General features: G+C 70.2%; 15 protein-coding genes, 1 tRNA gene and 1 pseudogene. 8 read left to right on the top strand and 9 right to left on the bottom strand.

Features of this window, described 5'->3' with window-relative positions; translation table 11 throughout:
- The first annotated feature begins 297 nt into the window (after positions 1–297).
- Entirely contained in the window at positions 298–1,620 is a 1,323-nt protein-coding gene (locus H8F25_RS13940) for a class I SAM-dependent RNA methyltransferase (RefSeq protein ID WP_197210926.1), read from the top strand.
- 12 nt (positions 1,621–1,632) lie between these two features.
- Here the strand turns inward: H8F25_RS13940 and H8F25_RS13935 are convergent, their stop codons facing one another.
- Together H8F25_RS13935 and H8F25_RS13930 are read right to left on the bottom strand one after the other, a co-directional pair.
- Complete coding sequence (locus tag H8F25_RS13935; protein ID WP_197210925.1) at positions 1,633–1,998, bottom strand: phage holin family protein; 366 nt, start codon at positions 1,996–1,998, stop codon at positions 1,633–1,635.
- Positions 1,995–2,462 (bottom strand): DUF883 family protein, encoded by a 468-nt coding sequence (locus H8F25_RS13930; RefSeq protein WP_197210924.1) that lies wholly within the window; start codon positions 2,460–2,462, stop codon positions 1,995–1,997. Before H8F25_RS13930 ends, H8F25_RS13935 begins: the two co-directional genes overlap by 4 nt.
- 145 nt (positions 2,463–2,607) lie before the next feature.
- Between H8F25_RS13930 and smc the strand changes: the two genes are divergently transcribed.
- Both smc and H8F25_RS18220 read left to right on the top strand, forming a co-directional pair.
- Positions 2,608–6,219: a chromosome segregation protein SMC gene (smc, locus tag H8F25_RS13925; RefSeq protein WP_197210923.1), complete on the top strand. Its 3,612-nt coding sequence runs from the start codon at positions 2,608–2,610 to the stop codon at positions 6,217–6,219.
- Positions 6,220–6,260: 41 nt separating this feature from the next.
- Positions 6,261–7,397 (top strand): annotated as a pseudogene (locus tag H8F25_RS18220) (PRC-barrel domain-containing protein); the annotation flags it as partial.
- A gap of 502 nt (positions 7,398–7,899) precedes the next feature.
- Here H8F25_RS18220 and msrB read toward each other — a convergent pair.
- The 3 genes from msrB to H8F25_RS13905 all read right to left on the bottom strand — a co-directional run bounded on the left by msrB (position 7,900) and on the right by H8F25_RS13905 (position 9,910).
- A complete protein-coding gene (gene msrB, locus H8F25_RS13915) occupies positions 7,900–8,343 on the bottom strand; it encodes a peptide-methionine (R)-S-oxide reductase MsrB (protein WP_197210922.1) in 444 nt (147 codons plus the stop codon).
- A 26-nt stretch (positions 8,344–8,369) separates the two neighbouring features.
- Positions 8,370–9,665 carry a glycosyl transferase gene (locus H8F25_RS13910; protein ID WP_197210921.1) on the bottom strand — a complete coding sequence of 432 codons (1,296 nt, stop codon included), beginning with the start codon at positions 9,663–9,665 and terminating at the stop codon, positions 8,370–8,372.
- Between the two features lie 163 nt (positions 9,666–9,828).
- A tRNA-Leu gene (locus H8F25_RS13905) sits at positions 9,829–9,910 on the bottom strand.
- A 270-nt stretch (positions 9,911–10,180) separates the two neighbouring features.
- Here H8F25_RS13905 and accC point away from each other — a divergent pair.
- On the top strand, positions 10,181–11,524 hold the full coding sequence (accC, locus tag H8F25_RS13900; RefSeq protein ID WP_197210920.1) for an acetyl-CoA carboxylase biotin carboxylase subunit: 1,344 nt from the start codon (positions 10,181–10,183) through the stop codon (positions 11,522–11,524).
- Between the two features lie 9 nt (positions 11,525–11,533).
- Here the strand turns inward: accC and H8F25_RS13895 are convergent, their stop codons facing one another.
- Positions 11,534–11,863: a YggT family protein gene (locus tag H8F25_RS13895; RefSeq protein WP_197210919.1), complete on the bottom strand. Its 330-nt coding sequence runs from the start codon at positions 11,861–11,863 to the stop codon at positions 11,534–11,536.
- Positions 11,864–11,948: 85 nt separating this feature from the next.
- Between H8F25_RS13895 and psbX the strand changes: the two genes are divergently transcribed.
- From psbX to H8F25_RS13875, 4 genes are all read left to right on the top strand, one after another.
- Positions 11,949–12,071 carry a photosystem II reaction center X protein gene (gene psbX / locus H8F25_RS13890; RefSeq protein WP_197210918.1) on the top strand — a complete coding sequence of 41 codons (123 nt, stop codon included), beginning with the start codon at positions 11,949–11,951 and terminating at the stop codon, positions 12,069–12,071.
- 471 nt (positions 12,072–12,542) lie between these two features.
- Positions 12,543–13,535: a Ycf66 family protein gene (locus H8F25_RS13885; protein ID WP_197210917.1), complete on the top strand. Its 993-nt coding sequence runs from the start codon at positions 12,543–12,545 to the stop codon at positions 13,533–13,535.
- Positions 13,536–13,572: 37 nt separating this feature from the next.
- A complete protein-coding gene (locus H8F25_RS13880) occupies positions 13,573–14,160 on the top strand; it encodes a Tol biopolymer transporter periplasmic protein (protein ID WP_231596861.1) in 588 nt (195 codons plus the stop codon).
- Between the two features lie 20 nt (positions 14,161–14,180).
- Positions 14,181–14,804 carry a hypothetical protein gene (locus H8F25_RS13875; protein ID WP_231596860.1) on the top strand — a complete coding sequence of 208 codons (624 nt, stop codon included), beginning with the start codon at positions 14,181–14,183 and terminating at the stop codon, positions 14,802–14,804.
- A 123-nt stretch (positions 14,805–14,927) separates the two neighbouring features.
- On the opposite strand, the gene H8F25_RS13870 is transcribed toward H8F25_RS13875, so the two are convergent.
- From H8F25_RS13870 to H8F25_RS13860, 3 genes are all read right to left on the bottom strand, one after another.
- Positions 14,928–15,143 (bottom strand): chlorophyll a/b-binding protein, encoded by a 216-nt coding sequence (locus tag H8F25_RS13870; protein ID WP_197210916.1) that lies wholly within the window; start codon positions 15,141–15,143, stop codon positions 14,928–14,930.
- A 141-nt stretch (positions 15,144–15,284) separates the two neighbouring features.
- Positions 15,285–17,303: an ABC transporter ATP-binding protein/permease gene (locus H8F25_RS13865; protein ID WP_197210915.1), complete on the bottom strand. Its 2,019-nt coding sequence runs from the start codon at positions 17,301–17,303 to the stop codon at positions 15,285–15,287.
- A gap of 75 nt (positions 17,304–17,378) precedes the next feature.
- Positions 17,379–17,735, bottom strand: coding sequence for a histidine triad nucleotide-binding protein (locus tag H8F25_RS13860; RefSeq protein WP_197210914.1), 357 nt, complete (start codon positions 17,733–17,735; stop codon positions 17,379–17,381).
- Positions 17,736–17,934: the final 199 nt, after the last annotated feature.

Below are 17,934 nucleotides of genomic sequence, written 5' to 3'. Positions count from 1 at the left end.
CTTGACGGGAGAAACGAACGATGTTGTTCGCTGTTACGGGTTTGCTCTTACCGAGCAGGCTTCAGTCACCCTCCTCATGCCCCGTCGAAACCATTGCAGCCCCCTGATGGGCTCCCGATGGCGCCGGGAGCGGGGTGAATGGAGCTGAGCGGAATCGAACCGCTGTCCGAAACACCGGTGTGGATCACCTAGTCGGCCCCGAAGGATCGACCTGTGAAGTATGGCACCGGCAACCGGCAGGGCGATGCGAGCCGGTCGGGGGTGATGGCCGAACCCGGCGGCGGGCACAGTGGACTCATGAGCCCGTCCCCAACCGCCCTCGCCTCTCGCTTCGAGGTCGTCGCCGTGGTGCCGCCCGGCCTGGAGGAGGTGGCCGCCGCCGAGTTGAAGCAACTGGGCGCGGCAGACGTCCGACCCCTGCGAAGAGCCGTGTCCTGTCAGACCGATCTGGCCGGCTTCTACCGCCTGCACCTGCAGGCCCGCCTGCCGTTCCGCTTCCTGCGGGAGCTGGCCCGCTTCCCCTGCTCCGATCGCCAGTCCCTGCGCCGGGGCGTGCTGGAGGCGGCCGACTGGGAGCACTGGCTGCCACCCGAACGCAGCCTGCGGGTGGATGTCAGCGGTGGCACCTCCGCCCTCAACCACAGCCACTACACCGCCCTGGAGGTGAAGAACGCTCTGGTGGACCTGCAGAGGCAGCTCTGGGGCGTGCGTTCGCCGGTGGACCTGGACGATCCGGACCTCTCCCTGCACCTGCATCTGCGCCCGGCCGGCCCCCGCGGCGCTGCCGAGGCGGTGCTCAGCCTCGAGGGCGGCGGCGGATCCAGCCTGCATCGCCGCGGCTACCGCGCCGCCATGGGCCTGGCGCCGCTCAAGGAGAACCTGGCCGCCGGCCTGATCGCCCTCACCGGCTGGGATGGCCGCGTGCCGCTGTGCGATCCCCTCTGCGGCTCCGGATCACTGCTGATCGAGGCCGCCTCCATGGCCCTGAGCCGCGCCCCTGGCCTGCTGCGTGAGGCACGTGCCGGAAGCGCCCCAGCTGCCTCCTCGGCAGCCGGCAGCTCAGGGCTCCCCTCCGCCAGCGGAGCCACCAGCGACAGCGCAGGCGGCGCACCGATCGAGACGACGGAACACCGGCGGCCGCGCCACTTCAGCTTCGAGCGCTGGCCGGATTTCGACGCCCGCCTCTGGCAGCAGCAGGTGGAGGCGGCCCGGGGCGAGGAGCGCCGCTGCCTCGCGGACGGCGCACCGCTGGCCCCGGTGATCGGCCTGGAGCGCGACCCGGCGGTGCTGTCGCAGGCCTGGGCCAATGTGGAGGCGGCGGGGCTCGCCCCCTGGATCTCCCTGCAGCAGGGCGACGCCCGCGACTTCGTGCCACCGCCGCAGCCGGGCCTGCTGGTCTGCAACCCGCCCTACGGCGCCCGACTGGGCGGCGACGAGGATCTCGAGACGCTCTATGCCGACCTGGGCGCGATGCTCAAGCAGCGCTGCAGCGGCTGGACCCTCTGGCTGCTGAGCGGCAATCCCGAACTCACGGGCGCCCTGCGCATGAAGGCCAGCCGCAAGGTGCCGGTGAGCAACGGCGGCATCGACTGCCGCTGGCTGCGGTATGAGATCCGCTGAGCGCGAGGCAGATCAGAAGCGCCCGGTCAGGGCCCGGGTGGTGCGCATCAGGCCGGCGGTGGTCTCCGGCAGATAGGGCCCCTTGAGCAGCTGACCGCCCACCCGCAGGCAGAGGCCGGAGAGAAGCAGATCAATCCCCGCCACCACCGCCGCGGCCATGCCCCAGCCCAGGGCGAAGCGCTCGCGCAGCCACAGCAGCAGCACCAGCTGCAGCGCGATCGTCGCCAGGGTGAGCAGGGTCAGGCCCATGGCCAGGAAGACACCGCCGCCGATCAGGCGCCGCTTCTCGCGGCTCATCTCCTGCAGCGCCAGGCGCACGTGGACATCCATCACCGACGCCATCAGCGCCGTGACCTTGCCGAAGGCGTTGCCGCTCATGCCGAGCGCCGCCCGGAGGACAGCAGCAGCCCCACGATCAGCCCCACGCCGGCGGCGACGCTGAGGGCCAGCAGCGGCTTCTCGCGCACCGGCTTCTCGATGCGGGGCCGCAGGGTGCTGTTGAGCTCGTCGAGCAGGCTCTCGAGCTGCTCCTCCAGGGGCCTGAGGTTCTCGGCCACCTGGCTGGCCTGCTCGGTGGTGACGTGCAGCAGATCCGTCAGCTGACGGCGCACGCCCGCGGCGGTGGTGCCGCTCTGGCGGGCGATCACCTCCACCACCTGATCGAAGCTGCCGCGGGTGGCCTCCAGGGTGTGGCGGGCCACATCCGGCCACTCCTTCTGGATGCGTGGCAGCAGCGTCTCGAAGCGCTCGCGGAACACCCCCTGCACCGGGCCGGCGACGGACGGGTCCTGCTCGGGCTCAGGAGGGGAGGCGGGGCTGGGGCTGGCGGTCTCCAGATCCATGGCGGTCCTCGCAGCGGCTGCGGGCGGGAAGGGAACGATGGGCGGACCTGACCTCGGGGCCGGACCCTCTCCCGTTCAAGGTAGGGAGGGGGGTTGGCAGCGTCACCACCTCCGCTACATTCCGAGGGCTCGCCGCGCGGGCCTGTTGGTTCACATCAAGCAGGTCGACTTTCACCACTTCAAGTCGTTCGGCGGCGCCGTCACGATCCCGCTGGAACCCGGCTTCAGCGTCGTAACCGGCCCCAACGGCTCCGGCAAGAGCAACATCCTCGACGGCATCCTGTTCTGCCTCGGCCTGGCCAGCAGCCGCGGCATGCGCGCCGACCGCCTGCCGGACCTGATCAACAGCGCCATGCTGCGCGACGGCCGCGCCGCCGAGACCACGGTGACGGTGCACTTCGACCTGGGCGACTGGCAGCCCGACGCCGCCGAAGCCGACCTGGAGGCACCCGAGGAGGGCCCCTGGATCCATCCGGGCCAGACCAGCTGGAGCGTTACCCGCCGCCTGCGGGTGGCCCCCGGTGGCACGTACAGCAGCAGCTACAGCGCCGACGGCGTCGCCTGCAACCTCGCCCAGCTGCAGACCCAGCTGCGCCGCCTGCGGGTCGACCCGGAGGGCAGCAACGTGGTGATGCAGGGCGATGTCACCCGCATCGTCACGATGAGCGCCCGCGAGCGTCGCGGCATCATCGACGAACTGGCCGGCGTGGCGCTGTTCGACCGCCGCATCGAGCAGACCCGCGGCAAGCTCGACGAGGTGCAGCAACGGCAGGAGCGCTGCGCGATCGTCGAGCAGGAGCTGCTGGTCAGCCGCCAGAAGCTGGAACGCGACTGCGCCCGCGCCCGCAGCTACCAGGAGCTGCGCACACGTCTGCAGGAGGGCCGCGCCCAGGAGCAGCTGCTGGTGGTCGAGGCGGCCGAGCGCCATCTGCAGCAGCTGGCCGGCCGCCAGGAGCAGCTGGCCAGCCGCCAGGTGCAGGAACGGGAGGCGATCGCCGCCGCCGAGACGGCCGTGCAGGAGGCCGGACGCCAGCTGGAGCAACTGCAGGCCGAAGTGCGCGACCTGGGCGAGGACAAGCTGCTGGCGGTGCAGAGCGAACTCGCCGGTCTCGAGGCCAGCGAGCGCGAGCGGCAGCGCCAGGGGGAGCAGCACCAGCGCCAGGCCGAGGCCCTGCAGGGCCAGCGGCAGCAGCTGCAGGAGAAGCAGACCCAGCTGCGCCAGCTGCGCCAGGAGCTGCAGAACAGCGATGACGCTGCCGCCGTGGAGGCCGCCGAGGAGCGCTGCCGCCAGGCGGAGGCGGCGGTCGAGCTGTCACGCCGGCGCCTGGGAGAGGTGGCGGGCCGCTCCGGCAGCTGGCTCGAGGAGCAGCAGCGCCGCAGCCGTGAGCGCCAGGAGTGCCAGGAGCAGCTCCGCCCCCTGCTGGCCGAGCGGCAGCAACGCCAGGAGCGGCTGCGGCAGGGGGAGGAGCGCCTCACTGAGCTCAGCGCCGAACAGCAGCAGGAGCAGAGCGGCTGGCAGGAAGCGGAGCACCGTCTCGCGGGCCTCGAGCAGGAGGCCGGCCAGCTCGAACGGGAACTGCAGGCCGAGCAGAGCCGCATCCAGGAGCTGGCGGAAGGCCTGGCGCTGCAGCAGCGCACCCGCAGCCGCCTGGAACAGGAGCAGGCGGGCCTGGAACGGGACATCGCCCGGGCCGACAGCCGCCGCGACACCCTGCAGGAAAGCCGTGGCACCGGCGCCCTGCGACTGCTGCTGGAGGCGGGCCTGGAGGGAATCCACGGGCCGGTGGCCCAGCTTGGCGAGGTGGAGGAGCGGCACCGCGTCGCCCTGGAGGTCGCCGCCGGCGCCCGCCTGGGCCAGGTGGTGGTCGACGACGATCGCATCGCCGCCCGGGCCATCGACCTGCTCAAGAGCCGCCGTGCCGGCCGTCTCACCTTCCTGCCGCTCAACAGGATCCGTGGTGGCGGCTCGGCAGGCGGCAGCAGCGCCGCTCTGCAGCGTGGCGGCGGGCCCGGCGCGGGAACCGGCGGCGGATTGATCGGCCGGGCGGTCGATCTGGTGCGGCATGAGCCGGTCTACGCCGAGGTGTTCCGCTACGTCTTCGGCGACACGCTGGTGTTCGACAACCTGACCAGCGCCCGCCGCGAGCTGGGGCGCTGCCGTGCCGTCACGCTCGAAGGCGAGCTGCTCGAGAAGAGCGGTGCCATGACCGGCGGCAGCCTGCAGCAGCGCTCCGGCCAGCTGAGCTTCGGCAGCGGCGGCGAACGCGACGAGGCCGAACCGCTGCGGCGCCGCCTGCTGGAACTGGGCGAGACGCTGCTGGCCTGCCGGCGCCGCGAGGCCGAGCTGCTTCAGGAGCTGGAGCAGGCCCGCCCCCGGCTGCAGGAGCGGCAGCGGCGTCAGGCGGCGGTGCAGGCCGAACGCAGCGGCGCCCAGCGCCAGCTCGACCCCCAGCGCCAGCGCGCCCTGCAACGGCAGAAGCGGCTGGAACAGCTTCAGGTCTCCCGTCAGGAGGATGCCCAGCGGCTCGAGGAGCTGGCTGCGGCGATCACCCCGCTGGAGCAGCAGCTGGCGGCCCTGGAGCGCGCCGAGGCAGAGGCCAGCCGCAGCGGCGACAGCGAACGCTGGCAGGGCCTGCAGGCCGACCTGGAGGCGGCGGACCAGGCCCTGAGCCAGGCGCGTCAGGAGCGCGACGGCCTGCTGGCTCAGAGGCGGGAGCGGGCTCTGGCGGCCGAACGGCTCGAGAGCGAAGCCGCCGCCCTGTCCCGCGACGAGCTGCGTCTCGCGGAGGACGTGCGCGCTCTGGTGAGCGAGCGGGAACAGTGGAAGCAGCGCCAGCAGGCTGATCAGCAGCGCCGCGCCGAACTGGAGACGCTGCAGAGCACACTGTCCGCCAGCTTCGGCGAGAAGCGCCGCGCCCGCGACAGCGCCGAGGCCGACCTGGGCCGTCGGCGCCAGGCTCTGCAGCAGCGCCAGTGGGACCTGCAGCACATGCAGGAGGAGAGCCAGGCCCTCGCCGAGGAGCAGCGCAGCGAGGCCCTGCGACTGGAGCAACTGAACAAGGACCTGCCCGATCCACGGCCTGTCCTGAGCGAAGAGGTGCGAGCGGCGGGGCTGGAGGCGCTGCAGGAGGAGCTCAGGCGTGTGCAGCAGCGCATGGAGGCGCTGGAGCCGGTGAACATGCTGGCGCTTCAGGAGCTGGAGGAACTGGAGCAGCGGCTGGCGGAACTGGAGGAGCGGCTGGAGGTGCTGCGCAAGGAGCGCGAGGAGCTGCTGCTGCGCATCGAGACCGTCGCCACCCTGCGGCTGGAGGCCTTCCTGGAGGCCTTCCGCGAAGTGGACGGCCACTTCCGCACGATCTTCGCCGGACTCTCCGACGGCGAGGGCCACCTGCAGCTGGAGAATCCCGACGATCCGCTGGAGGGGGGCCTGACCCTGGTGGCCCATCCGCGCGGCAAGGCGGTCAGGCGACTGGCCTCGATGTCCGGCGGCGAGAAGTCGCTCACGGCGCTCAGCTTCCTGTTCGCCCTGCAGCGTTTCCGCCCCTCGCCCTTCTATGCACTCGATGAAGTGGACAGCTTCCTCGATGGCGTCAACGTCGAGCGCCTGGCCGCCCTGATCGCCAGCCAGGCCGGCGGCGCCCAGTTTCTGGTGGTCAGCCACCGGCGGCCGATGATCGCCGCCGCCACCCGCACCATCGGCGTCACCCAGGCCCGCGGCGCCCATACCCAGGTGGTCGGATTGCCGCCGGCGGCCTGACTGGCGGGGTGGTTCACAATGGGCCGACTGAAGCCCGTGTCTTGAGCTCCTCCATCCCGCCGGCGACGGATCCCAGCGCTCCCGCACCGAGCGATCGTCTCTGGCTGCGTTCCGAGCTGATGGGCACCCAGGTGATCACCCGCGACAGCGGGCGACGTCTGGGCGTCGTGGGCGAAGTGGTGGTCGACATCGATCGTCGCGAAGTGGTGGCCCTGGGGCTGCGCGACAACCCACTGACCCGCTTCCTGCCCGGCCTGCCCCGCTGGATGCCGCTGGAGAGCATCCGCCAGGTGGGTGACGTGATCCTGGTCGATTCCGCCGACTCGCTCTCCGAGACGTTCAACCCGGAGCGCTACAGCAAGGTGATCAACTGCCAGGTGATCACCGAATCGGGTGTGACGCTCGGACGGGTGCTGGGGTTCAGCTTCGACATCGAAACCGGTGAGCTCTCCACCCTGGTGATCGGCGCCCTGGGCGTTCCGCTGCTCGGCGAAGGCGTGCTGAGCACCTGGGAACTGGCCGTGGGGGAGATCGTCAGCAGCGGCACCGATCGGATCATCGTCTACGAGGGCGCCGATGAGAAACTCAAGCAACTGGGCACGGGCCTGCTCGAGAAGCTTGGCATCGGCGGCAGCAGCTGGGAGCAGGAGGAGCGCGAACGCTTCCGCAGCGGCATGATCCCGGCCGAGAACCAGCTGCCGGCCGGTGCTCCCAGCGCCCTGGAACAACGCCGCATCCAGCCGGCCACCAGCCGCGCCGTGCTGCCGGAGTCGGAACTCGACTATGTGGAGCTGGAGGAGCGTCGCGAGCGCGAACCCCTGCGCCAACGCCTGTACCTCGACGAGGACGAACGCGACCAGGCTCCCTCGCGGCGCATCGATTCCTATGGCGATCCGGCCTATGGACGCTCGGAGGTCGGAGGCCGGTCCAGGGGCGCGCGCTACGACGACGACAACGAAGAGCGTGGGTACGACGAGCGAGGTACCGACGAGCGTTTCGATCCCCAGGATCGCTGGCGTGAAGCGGATCGGGACCCTGGATACGGGGCACCGCGCCGACGTCCCGACCGGGCGACTGACAGGGATCTTGAGGAGGACGGCGACGATCGGTTCGAACCGCGTTCCTGGGGTGACCGTGATCAGGGCCGTGACGCAGCACCAGAGGGGCTCCCCAGGCGCTGGGAGGATCCAGAGCGCGAGCGATTGGCACTGCCCCGCGAGCCCGCGGCGAGTGAACGCGGCACCAGCCCTGCCGAGGACCGCCCCCGCTACGCGCCTGAACCACCCCGGGACACACGCAACGACAGGCCCGCCCGCACGTCAGCAGAGGCCGCCGCAGCCGAGGAGTGGTCCTCCCCTCGACGCCAACCGCTGGAGGCTTCGGTTGCTCCGCAGGCCAGGCCAGCGGACTCCTACCCAGGGCCAGCCACCCCCCAGGGCAAGGATGCCGAGGACCGGTCCGGCCGCGACAGCCTCGAGGCCGGCCGCCGGCCCCAGAGCTCACGGCGCGATGTGCGCGAACCGATCGACGTCGAACCGGAGGTGCTCGACGATCCCTGGTAGCCGTGCTGATCCAGGCGGCGAGGGTTCCGTCTGGACTGGGATGCGTGCCGCGTCGGTCTCATCGCTGGCCGGCCCAGGTTGAGACCGGGCCGGCCAGCGAGACAGATCGCCCCTGGGATCAGCGGGGCTCGAACTGCAGCGAGGCCGAATTGACGCAGTAACGCTGACCGGTGGGCGGCGGCCCATCGGGGAAGACATGACCCAGATGGGCGTCGCAGGCGTTGCAGCGGATCTCGGTGCGCACCATGCCGTGGCTGCGATCTGTGAGCGTGCTGATCGCACCAGGTTCCATCCCATCCCAGAAGCTGGGCCAGCCGGTGCCCGAATCGAACTTGGTGGCGGAGCTGAACAGCTCCGTGCCGCAGCAGACGCAGCGATAGACACCGGTTCCCTTGTGGTTCCAGTACTCGCCGGTGAAGGCGCGCTCGGTGCCGCCCTGTCGGGTGATGCGGAACTGCTCAGGGGTGAGCTTCTGACGCCACACCTCCTCCTCGGCGCCCCGTGCCAGGCCGCTCTCGACGCCGCAGGCGGAGGCGGGGGGGTTCTGGTTGGAATCCGACATCAGCGGGTCAGGGGGGTGGCCGGACCCTAGCCGGGCGGTCGCTGCACAGCACCGGCTGGCAGCAGCTCCGCCACCAGGTCCGCCAGGGCCGCCACCGCGCCGGGCCGGCCGCGCAGGCTGCGCAGGTCCTCGGCCATGGCCGCCAGCCGGGTGGGGTGATCCAGCCAGTCGGCGGCCTCGGCAGCAATCGCGGCCGGCTCGATCGCCCCCACCCGTTCGGGCACCACGAGGCGGCCGGCGGAGATGTTGGGCCAGGCGAGAAAGCCCCGGTGCCGCAATCGCCAGGCGGTGAGCGCCACACCGATCAGCCGCCGCAGCAGCGGCAGCCGCGCCACCAGCCCCAGCCAGCCATCCCAGGCCTGCATCACCTGCAGGTGCTGGGTGGGCACCAGCACGATCATCGGCACCCCGAGCGCCCCCAGCTCGGCGGTGTTCGCGCCCACCGTGGTGAGCGCCAGGCTGCACTGGCTCAGGGAGCCATGGGCCGGATGCTGCTCGCACAGCAGGATCTCGGTGCCCGCCGGCGTGATCAGCCGGTTCCCCTGCCGCAGCGGCACCCCCGCCCCGTAGTGGCGAGCCACCGGGTTGGCAGCACCGGCGAGGGCCTGCAGCTCCGCCACGGTGGTGGTCGGCGCCAGGGGCAGAAGGAAGCGGCAGCCGGGCCGCAGGGCCGCCAGGCGATCGGCGGTCTCCAGCAGGAAGGGAACGCCCACCTGCAGTTTCGCCCGCTTCGAGCCGGGCAGCAGCGCCACCCAGGGCCCACCGGCGAGGGGCTCATCGCTGCGGGAGGCCTCGGAGAGATCCGCCATCAGATCTCCCACCTCCCAGGATCGGTCGCGCCAGCGGGGTCGCAGCCGAGCGGCCGCCGCGGGCCCCATGAGCGCCACCCGGTCGTTCCAGCGCGGCCAACGGGCCACCCACTCGGCATAGGTGAGATGCCGGTAGCCGAGGCGTGCCGAGAGCAGCACCGTCCAGAACTGGTCGCCGCCCAGGAACACCACCACCCCATGGCGGGGCCAGCTGCCGTGGCGGCGGGGCTGCAACAACAGGGGCCAGAAGCGCCGGGCCGGCAGCACCTGATCGAACAGCCCCCAGGCGGAAGCGACGCGGTGTTCGCTGCCGGTGGCGTTGGGACAGGGCACCAGCACCAGGCGCAGCCCCAGGGAGGCACCGGGCACCAGCGGACGCAGCGCCAATCGGCGGTGCAGCAGGCGTGCCAGGGGACGCACCCAGGTGCTCAGCTCCCCGGGGCCATTGCTGACCAGCACGATCAGGGCCGGCTCATCCCCCTCAACCGTGGATGGGACCGGTGCGGGGACCACCCTCTGGAGAGCGTCGGAGAGAGATGCTTCGCCCTGAAGAGCTTCGCCGGACAGAACGGAACCAGGGAGCGCTGACGACTCGTCCCGGCGATCCAGGCCTCCGGCCGCCTCGCCGGAACCATGGCTCTGACCGGAGGAAGGAGCCAACGGACAAGAACAGAAATGCGGATGGCGAGACTTGAACTCGCAAGACCGAAGTCACACGCCCCTCAAACGTGCGTGTCTACCAATTCCACCACATCCGCGCGGTGTGCATGATCGCAGGATGGCGACCAAGAGTGGACAACGGCTTTGGCCGTTGACCGGAGATCCGACCTGAAGCCGATGGCAGTCAGGAACGGTGAATGCGGCCATGCCGCTGAGGGATCTGCCCTGGGGCAGGATTGCGAGGCAGTGAAACTGCCCGACCCCGGCACTATACCCACTGGCCCGGGGCGGTCTCCCACCAGGGAGCGCAGTGACAGCGCTGATACAGTCCCAGGCGGCCTGTCTCAGCTACGGCAGCACGCGCACGGATGCCCATCGGCAAACTGCTGATCGCCAATCGGGGCGAAATCGCCCTGCGAATCCTGCGCAGCTGCCGAGAACTCGGGATCCCCACCGTCGCGGTGCACAGCACGGTGGATCGCAACGCCCTGCACGTGCAGCTCGCCGATGAGGCGGTGTGTGTCGGCGACGCGCCCAGCAGCCGCAGCTATCTCAACGTGCCCAACATCCTGGCGGCCGCCACCTCACGGGGTGCCGACGCCATCCACCCCGGTTACGGCTTCCTGGCGGAGAACGCCGACTTCGCTGAGAAGTGCCTCGATCACGGCATCACCTTCGTCGGCCCCTCCCCCGCGTCGATCCTGGCCATGGGCGACAAGTCCACCGCCAAGGCGACGATGCAGGGCGTGGGGGTGCCGACCATTCCCGGCAGCGAGGGCCTGCTGGAGAGCCCCGCCGAAGCGGCGGTGGTGGCCGAGCGGATGGGCTACCCCGTGATGATCAAGGCCACCGCCGGGGGCGGTGGGCGCGGCATGCGCCTGGTGCCGTCTGCCGCCGAACTGGAGAGCCTGTTCCGCGGCGCCCAGGGCGAAGCCGAGGCGGCCTTCGGCAACCCGGGCCTCTACATGGAAAAGTTCATCGAGCGGCCCCGACACGTCGAGGTGCAGGTGCTCGCCGACCGACACGGGAACGTGGTGCACCTCGGAGAGCGCGACTGCTCGATCCAGCGTCGCCACCAGAAGCTGCTCGAGGAAGCCCCCAGCCCCGGCCTCGATCCTGAACTGCGGCGACGCATGGGAGAGGCGGCCGTGGCGGCCGCACGCAGCATCGGCTACGAGGGTGCCGGCACCGTGGAGTTCCTGGTGGACCGCCATGGCGCCTTCTATTTCATGGAGATGAACACCCGCATCCAGGTGGAGCACCCGGTCACCGAGATGGTCACGGGCATCGATCTGATCGCCGAGCAGCTGCGCATCGCCGGCGGCGAGCCGATCAGCTTCCGCCAGGAGGACGTGCGGATCCAGGGCCATGCGATCGAGTGCCGCATCAACGCCGAGGACCCCGCCCACAACTTCCGCCCCGCTCCCGGTCGGATCACCGGCTGGCTACCCCCCGGCGGCCCCGGCGTGCGCATCGACAGCCACGTCTATACCGGCTATGAGATCCCTCCCTTCTATGACTCGCTCATCGGCAAGCTGATCGTCTGGGGGGTGGACCGGGAGCATGCCCTGCGACGCCTTCGCCGCGCCCTCTCCGAGTGCGCCGTCACCGGGATCCCCACCACGATCGATTTCCACCTGGCGCTGCTCGATCGCCGCGAATTCCAGATGGGCGATGTGCACACCAAGTTCGTCGAGCAGGAGATGCTCTGAAGCCCGGTTTCAGGCCAGGGACTGGCTGCGCAGCAGCGCCAGGGTGAGCAGGCCCTGCTGGCCCACCAGCAGTTCACGCACCAGGCTGATCAGCCCCACCCAGACCACCGGCGTGACATCGACGCCGCCGATCGGCGCGATCAGACGGCGGGTGAGGGCCAGCAGGAACTCGGTGGGCACCCCGATCAGGCGCATCGCCCCCTGACTGAGATCGACCTGGGGATACCAGGTGAGCACGATGCGGAACAGGAACAGCAGGGTCCAGGCCCCCAGCAGCAGGCCCACGGCGCTGTGCAGCACGGGCAGCAGGACCTGAGGCGAGAGAACCGGCGCCGTCACAAAGCTCTAAGCAGGCAGTCCCTGATCGTAGGGAGCAGGGGGGTGCTGCCTAAGATCACCCGAGTCACTCGCCCGATCGAGCGCCATGACCCCCTCCCTGGCCAACTTTCTGAGCAGTCTCGTCTGGGGTGCGGTGATCGTGGTCATTCCGATCAGCATCGCCCTCTTTCTGATCAGCCAGAACGACCGGCTCGACCGCCGCCTCTGATCGGCGAGCCGGCCACCCCGGCTTCAGCCGCACCGATCGTCAGCCCCGCCTCCCTGCCGACCCCCGGCGTCGGGGTCCGGGGAGCGGGGCTTTTCAGCCAAGGCCCTGACCCGCCGCCACCCGTTCCGGCTCCAGCCCAGGGGAATCAGGAGCCCAGGCTCCGATCCGGAGCGGACAGCAGCGGGATCGGACCACTGTGCTGGATCAGGCCCTGTCGCCCTGATGGGGATCCGACACAGGCCATCCTCAGGCCCCCATCCGAAAACCGGGCGAACGGTCTGAACCACCAGCGCTTCAGCAATTCCGAAGGCGGCTCGTCCCGCCTGGTCTCTCATCCGCCGAGGCATCGACGGCGGACGTCGCAGGGCCTGAGCAGCATCGATGCCGGCGGCGACGCTGAAACCACCGACCCAGGGCGTCTCGACGCCAGGCCTAGAGTGAGCCATCGCTGATCGCCCACGAGGGTCCGCCTTGGTCAATGCCGCTCTGAACTGGGCCTCGATCGTCGGCATCGTGCTGGCGGTGGGTGGGGCCGTTCTCTACTTCGTGCGGAACTTCAAGCCCGCGCTTGCCCGGGATTACGACGTCTTCTTTGCGGCCGTCGGCCTGCTCTGCGGCGGCATCCTCTTCTTCCAGGGCTGGCGCCTGGACCCGATCCTGCAGTTCGGCCAGTTCCTGCTCGCCGGCAGCACCGTCTTCTTTGCCTACGAAAGTGTGCGCCTGCGCGGCGTCACCACCGAGCAGGCGCGCCGTTCCGCCTATTTCGAAGACGAAGAGCCAGTGCCGTTGCGGCCCCGTGGCGGCCTCGGCGGTGGTTCGGACTGGGATCGGGAGCGCCTCGACCAGAGCGAACCGGTGCGACGGCGGATCCGCTCCCGCGAGGAGGAGGAGGAGGACTTCTACCGCCCGCGTCGCGCCAGTCGAGCTGCCATCCCCGAACGTGCCGCCAGCCGTCGCGGCGAACCCGAGGACTGGGACGGTCCCCGCCGCGATCTCCCCCCCGAGGAGGGTGGCCGGGGTCCCGGAGGCCGTGGCTCTGCGGGCTGGGGTGAACCGGCGGCAGCAGACAGCCGCTCCCTGGGGTCCCGCTACAGCGCCGGCGGCACCAGATCCGGCTCCACACCCTTCGGGGCCCGACGCCAGGAACGGGAGAGCGGACCTGAGCCTCGCCGCGGCAGCCGTCCGGTTCCGAGCAGCGAGGTGATGTCACGATCAGGGCGCCGGCCCTCGGAAGGCGCCTCTGCATCCAGTCGTTCGAACCTCGGAGCCGAGACCGCTCGCAATGATGGCCGCCCGGGGATTCCGCAGGGGACACCCCTGCGGCGTGAGAGCCGCGCGGAGTCCGGCGTGCGAGATGCCGACTTCTCACCCCTGGAAGGCGGCAGCACCACCCAGGCTTCCGGTGCATCCCGGCCCGGGCCAGCTCAGAGCGGCCGCGACAACAGCTCCCGCTTCGACGACTGAGCCGCACCCGCGCGCTGCGGCCTGTCATGGAGAGACCATGAGCCGCTGCGCCCCCAAGAGCCTCCCGCCGGCAGCCCGGATGCTCCTGGCCGTGATGCTGGTCGGCCTGACCCTGAGCCTCTCCGCCTGCAGCTTCTGGCCCGGCCTGCGCCGCAATGCCGGCACCGCCTCACTGGGCGATCGGAACCGGGAGGATCCCGCCCTCAGCGGTCAGGGACGGATCCTGGCCAGCGTGATGCCGCGCGGGGGCCGGCCCACCGTGGTGCTGCAGGAGCAGCCCTCCGGCCGCCTGCTGCCGATGGGTCCGCTCAACCGCTGGACGCCGCATCGCTCCCCCTCGCTCAGCCGCAATGGCCGCTACCTCGCCCTGCTCGTCCAGCAGGGGCAGCGGTCCCTGCCAGTGGTCTGGGACCGTGCCAGTGGCCAGCTGCATCGCCTCCCCCTGCCGCCCGGCCAGGAGGCCGAACGGCTCAGCCTCTCGCCGCAGGGCCACACCCTGGCGATCGAGGTGTGGCGTGACGGGCGCTCCAGCCTGCGCCTGTTCGATCTGAGCGGCCTGCTTGAGCCCGACCTGCCTGGAGGCCTGCGGGTCTCTGGAGGCGGGCCTGGCCCGCAGGTGCCATGAGCGAGAGCGAAGCCCCCCCGATGACCTCAGGACCTCAGCAGCCGGCTGCTGCTGGGCGGCACGGCCTCTGTGGTGGCCGAGGGCTGACAACACCGGAGCAGCCACACCGCTGGGATGTCACGCTCGGCGACAGGGGCGGATGGCGCGAGATCGCGGCCCTGCTGCCGCTGGCCCTCCTGCCCATGGTCACTGCCCTGCTGCTGGGCCTGGGCGGCTGCATGGCGGAGACGGGCCGCCCCCTGCCGGAACTGGACCGGGCGGTGGAGCAGGCGGGCAGCGGCCGGGCTCCCGCCCTGGGGGAAACGGTGCTGGCCCTGATCAGCGGACGGGGAGGCCGCCAACAGGTGGTGCTGGTGGATCTGCGCAGCCGTCTGCCGATCCCCCTGCCCGGCCTCAACCGACCCGACGCCCAGCCCCTGAGCGTGGCCAGCGATGCCCGCGGCGAACGACTGGCGCTGGTGCGGCATCGCCAGGGACGCACCGAGGTGGTGGTCTACCGGCGCAACCTGGCCAGCCTTGAGCCGGTTCCACTGCAACCCGATGGGGTGCCCAGGCGCGTGGCCCTGGATGCCGAGGGGCGCACCCTGGCTGTGGAGGTGAGCCGCAACGGACTGTGGCAACTCGACCTGATCACGCTCCCCTGATGAGCACCCTCACGCGGCCGAAGGCGACGCGCTCAGAGGGTTGCTGTTCAACACACCACACCCCTGACAGGCGCTGACCGGGGCTGCAGCATCCAGGCCGTGCAGAGCTGAGCCCTGGCCGGTTCAGGGCACCAGACCGGCCCAGTGGAGGAAGGTGTCGCCGCTGAGGGCTTCAACCAGCAGCACCGCCACGAAGCCGAGCATGGCGAAACGGCCATTGATGCGCTCGGCATAGGCACTCCAGCCGAAGGCGGGCACATCGCCCGTGGTGGCGCTGGTGGCTGGGGGCTGGTGACTCCCGTCAGGAGTCGCCGGGGAAGGGGCGGCGCTCTCGCTCATGCGCAGGGATCCGGAAGGGGGAGGGTGGAGTGACCGTGAGGGACGTTCTCACAGGGAGTGTCTCAACGGTGTTGCGGTGCCCGATGCTGATGGCCTGGGCCCTGAACGGCACCGGGGGCGGGGGCTGGAGAACGACCGGGCTCAACCTGGCCTGGCGGACTCCAGGCCAAAGCTATAGCCGGCGGCCGGCAGGAGGCGCCAGGAGCCCTGGCCGTCGAGCTCCAGCACCGTGTCGTGATACTCCGTGAGCGTGGGCCTGTGGCCGACGCTGACGAAGGCCATCTCCCGCTGCACCAGGAGTTGATACAGCTTCTTCTCGGTGGTGACATCGAGGGCGCTGGTGGCCTCGTCCAGCACCACGAAGCGAGGACCGTTGAGCAGCAGGCGCGCGAAGGCGAGGCGCTGCTGCTCGCCGAGCGACAACAGCCGCGGCCAGTCCTGCTTGACGGTGAGGTCCGGGTAGCGCTGGACCAGATCCGGCAGGTACACCTGCTCCAGGACATGGCGCAGTTGATCGTCACTGAAGCGATCGGGCGACTGCGGGTAGCAGAGCTGTTCGCGCAGGCTGCCCAGAAGCATGTAGGGCTTCTGGGGGATGAACAGCAGCTCTCCCTCGGGAGGCCGCTGCACCCGGCCGCTCTCGGGGCTCCACAGCCCACTGATCAGGCGCAGGAAGGAGGTCTTGCCGCAACCGGAAGGCCCGACGACCAGCAGCCGCTGGTCCGGGGAGATGCTGAGGCTGAGGTCGTGGATCAGACGCCGTGTGCTGCGGGGCGGCACCAGATCGGCATGCTCGACGAGGATCGAAGCGGGGCCGGCCGCAGCCGCCGCCGGCGGCGACGCTGCCGTGACCTCCGCACGACTGATCAGGCCGCTGATCTTCTCAACCTTGGTCTGGAAGCCCTCAAGGCGGCTGATCGAGGCCGAGAAGGAGGCCAGCTCAGTGATGTTGTTGACGATGAAGCTGACTGAGAAGAACACCTGCGAGAAGGCGATGCCCGCCTGTCCGAACACCCCGAAATCCTTCTCCTTGGCGAAATAGAGGGGCGCGATCACCAGCCAGGGCAGGAAGCGCGAGAAGTAATCGTAGGAGCGCTGAATCACCGTGATCAGGGCACTCCAGACGATCAGGCGGTCGAAGTTGGCGATCGCACCACCGAGCCGGCGATCGGCCTCGCGACGCTCGACGTCCTCTCCTTTGTAGAAGGCAATCGCTTCGGCGTTATCGCGGATGTGCACCAGGCCATAGCGAAAGTCGGCCTCGAGCTTCAGCTGGCGGTTGTTGAGGAAGACCAGACGCCGGCCGGCGAACACGATCACGCCGGTGCCGATCACCGAATAGGACAGAAGCACCAAGGCCAGTTGACTGCTGATCGTCCAGAGCACGATCACGAAGCTCACGAAGGTGAGCAGCGCCTCGAACACACCCACCGTGAACGCGAGACTCTGGGCCGTGAAGCTATTCGCGTCCTGAGAGATGCGTTGGTCTGGGTTATCGATCTCCTCCTGGCTTTCGTCGTTGGGATTGAGGATGTAATAAGCGCGATTCTCCAGGTAGCGGCCGATCAGACGGCTGGTCAGCCACTGGCGCCAGAGCAGGCCGAGCTTGGGCACCAGATAGCTCTGCAGGGCGCGGATCGGCAGGGCGAAGACGAGACAGCCGGCGTAGATGGCGACGATCTTCCAGAACTCGTCCTGCTTGTAGGCGACCAGGGCATTATCGATATTGCGGGCCACGAAACTGATGCCCACGTTGATGCCGTTGATCACCAGGATCAGCAGCACGATCAGCGCCAGCAGCAGCCACGGCACCCAGCGGCCCTGACGCAGCCGATGCCGCAGCAGCACGAAGGCCAGCACGCCGGCGATGAAGCAGCCCATCACCCCCTTGCCGAAGGGGCCGGCCCAGATCCCGGCCACCCACTCGGGCACCCCGGGCAGGAAGCGGGCCTGGAGCTCAGGAATCACGGCGCCGCTGAGGGCCACCGCACCGGTGAGCAGGAGCAGGGTGGTGCCCACCACCACCGCCACCATCGCCACCATCAGGAGCAGAAACTGCCAGCCGCTTCCGGCACCGCCGCCATCGAGGGGAAGGAAATAGGGCTGAGCCAGGCGCTGCAGCTTGCCCAGCTGCTCACGCAACGCCTTCAGGGGTGCCATGGATGGACGCGGATGTCAGGCATTGTCGCCGCTGGAGCCCCGGCACGCGCCGGCTGGGGTGGATCCGCGGACCGCTCAGCCCGGAGGCCAGGCCATCGGGCGACCTCCGAGCACGTGCACGTGCAGATGGAACACCGTCTGCCCCGCTCCGGCGCCGCTGTTGACCACCAGTCGGAAATCCTCCAGGCCCTCCTGGCGGGCCACCCGGGCCGCCACCAGCAGCAGATGGCCGAGCAGGGCCTGATCGTCCTCACCGGCATCGGCGAGGCGCGGAATCGGCCGGCGCGGAATCACCAGCACATGCACCGGGGCCTGCGGCGCCACATCCCGGAACGCCAGGCAGTGCTCGTCGCTGTGGACGGCGTCACAGGGGATCTCGCCGCGCAGGATGCGCCCGAAGATCGTGTCGCCGCCCTGGGTTTCGCTGGTCATCGGCAGACACCGCCGGCGGCGGTGAGGGGTGGGAGGAGCAAGGGACGGGTGAGGCAGCCCTCGCCACTGCCAGCGAAGCACGAAGCGACGCAAGGCTGCACGGTGAGAAGGGCAGCGCTGTGGAACGGAAGGCAGCGGGGCCACCCCCCCCCTGGAACGCCCGTCCGCACTGGCGATGGGACAGGCGGTGGCACTGAAC

Source organism: Synechococcus sp. CBW1004 (assembly GCF_015840715.1).
In the GTDB taxonomy this organism is placed as follows: domain Bacteria; phylum Cyanobacteriota; class Cyanobacteriia; order PCC-6307; family Cyanobiaceae; genus Cyanobium.
Note: the sequence above shows the minus strand (reverse complement) of the source record. Positions and strands in the feature narration are given on the sequence as shown.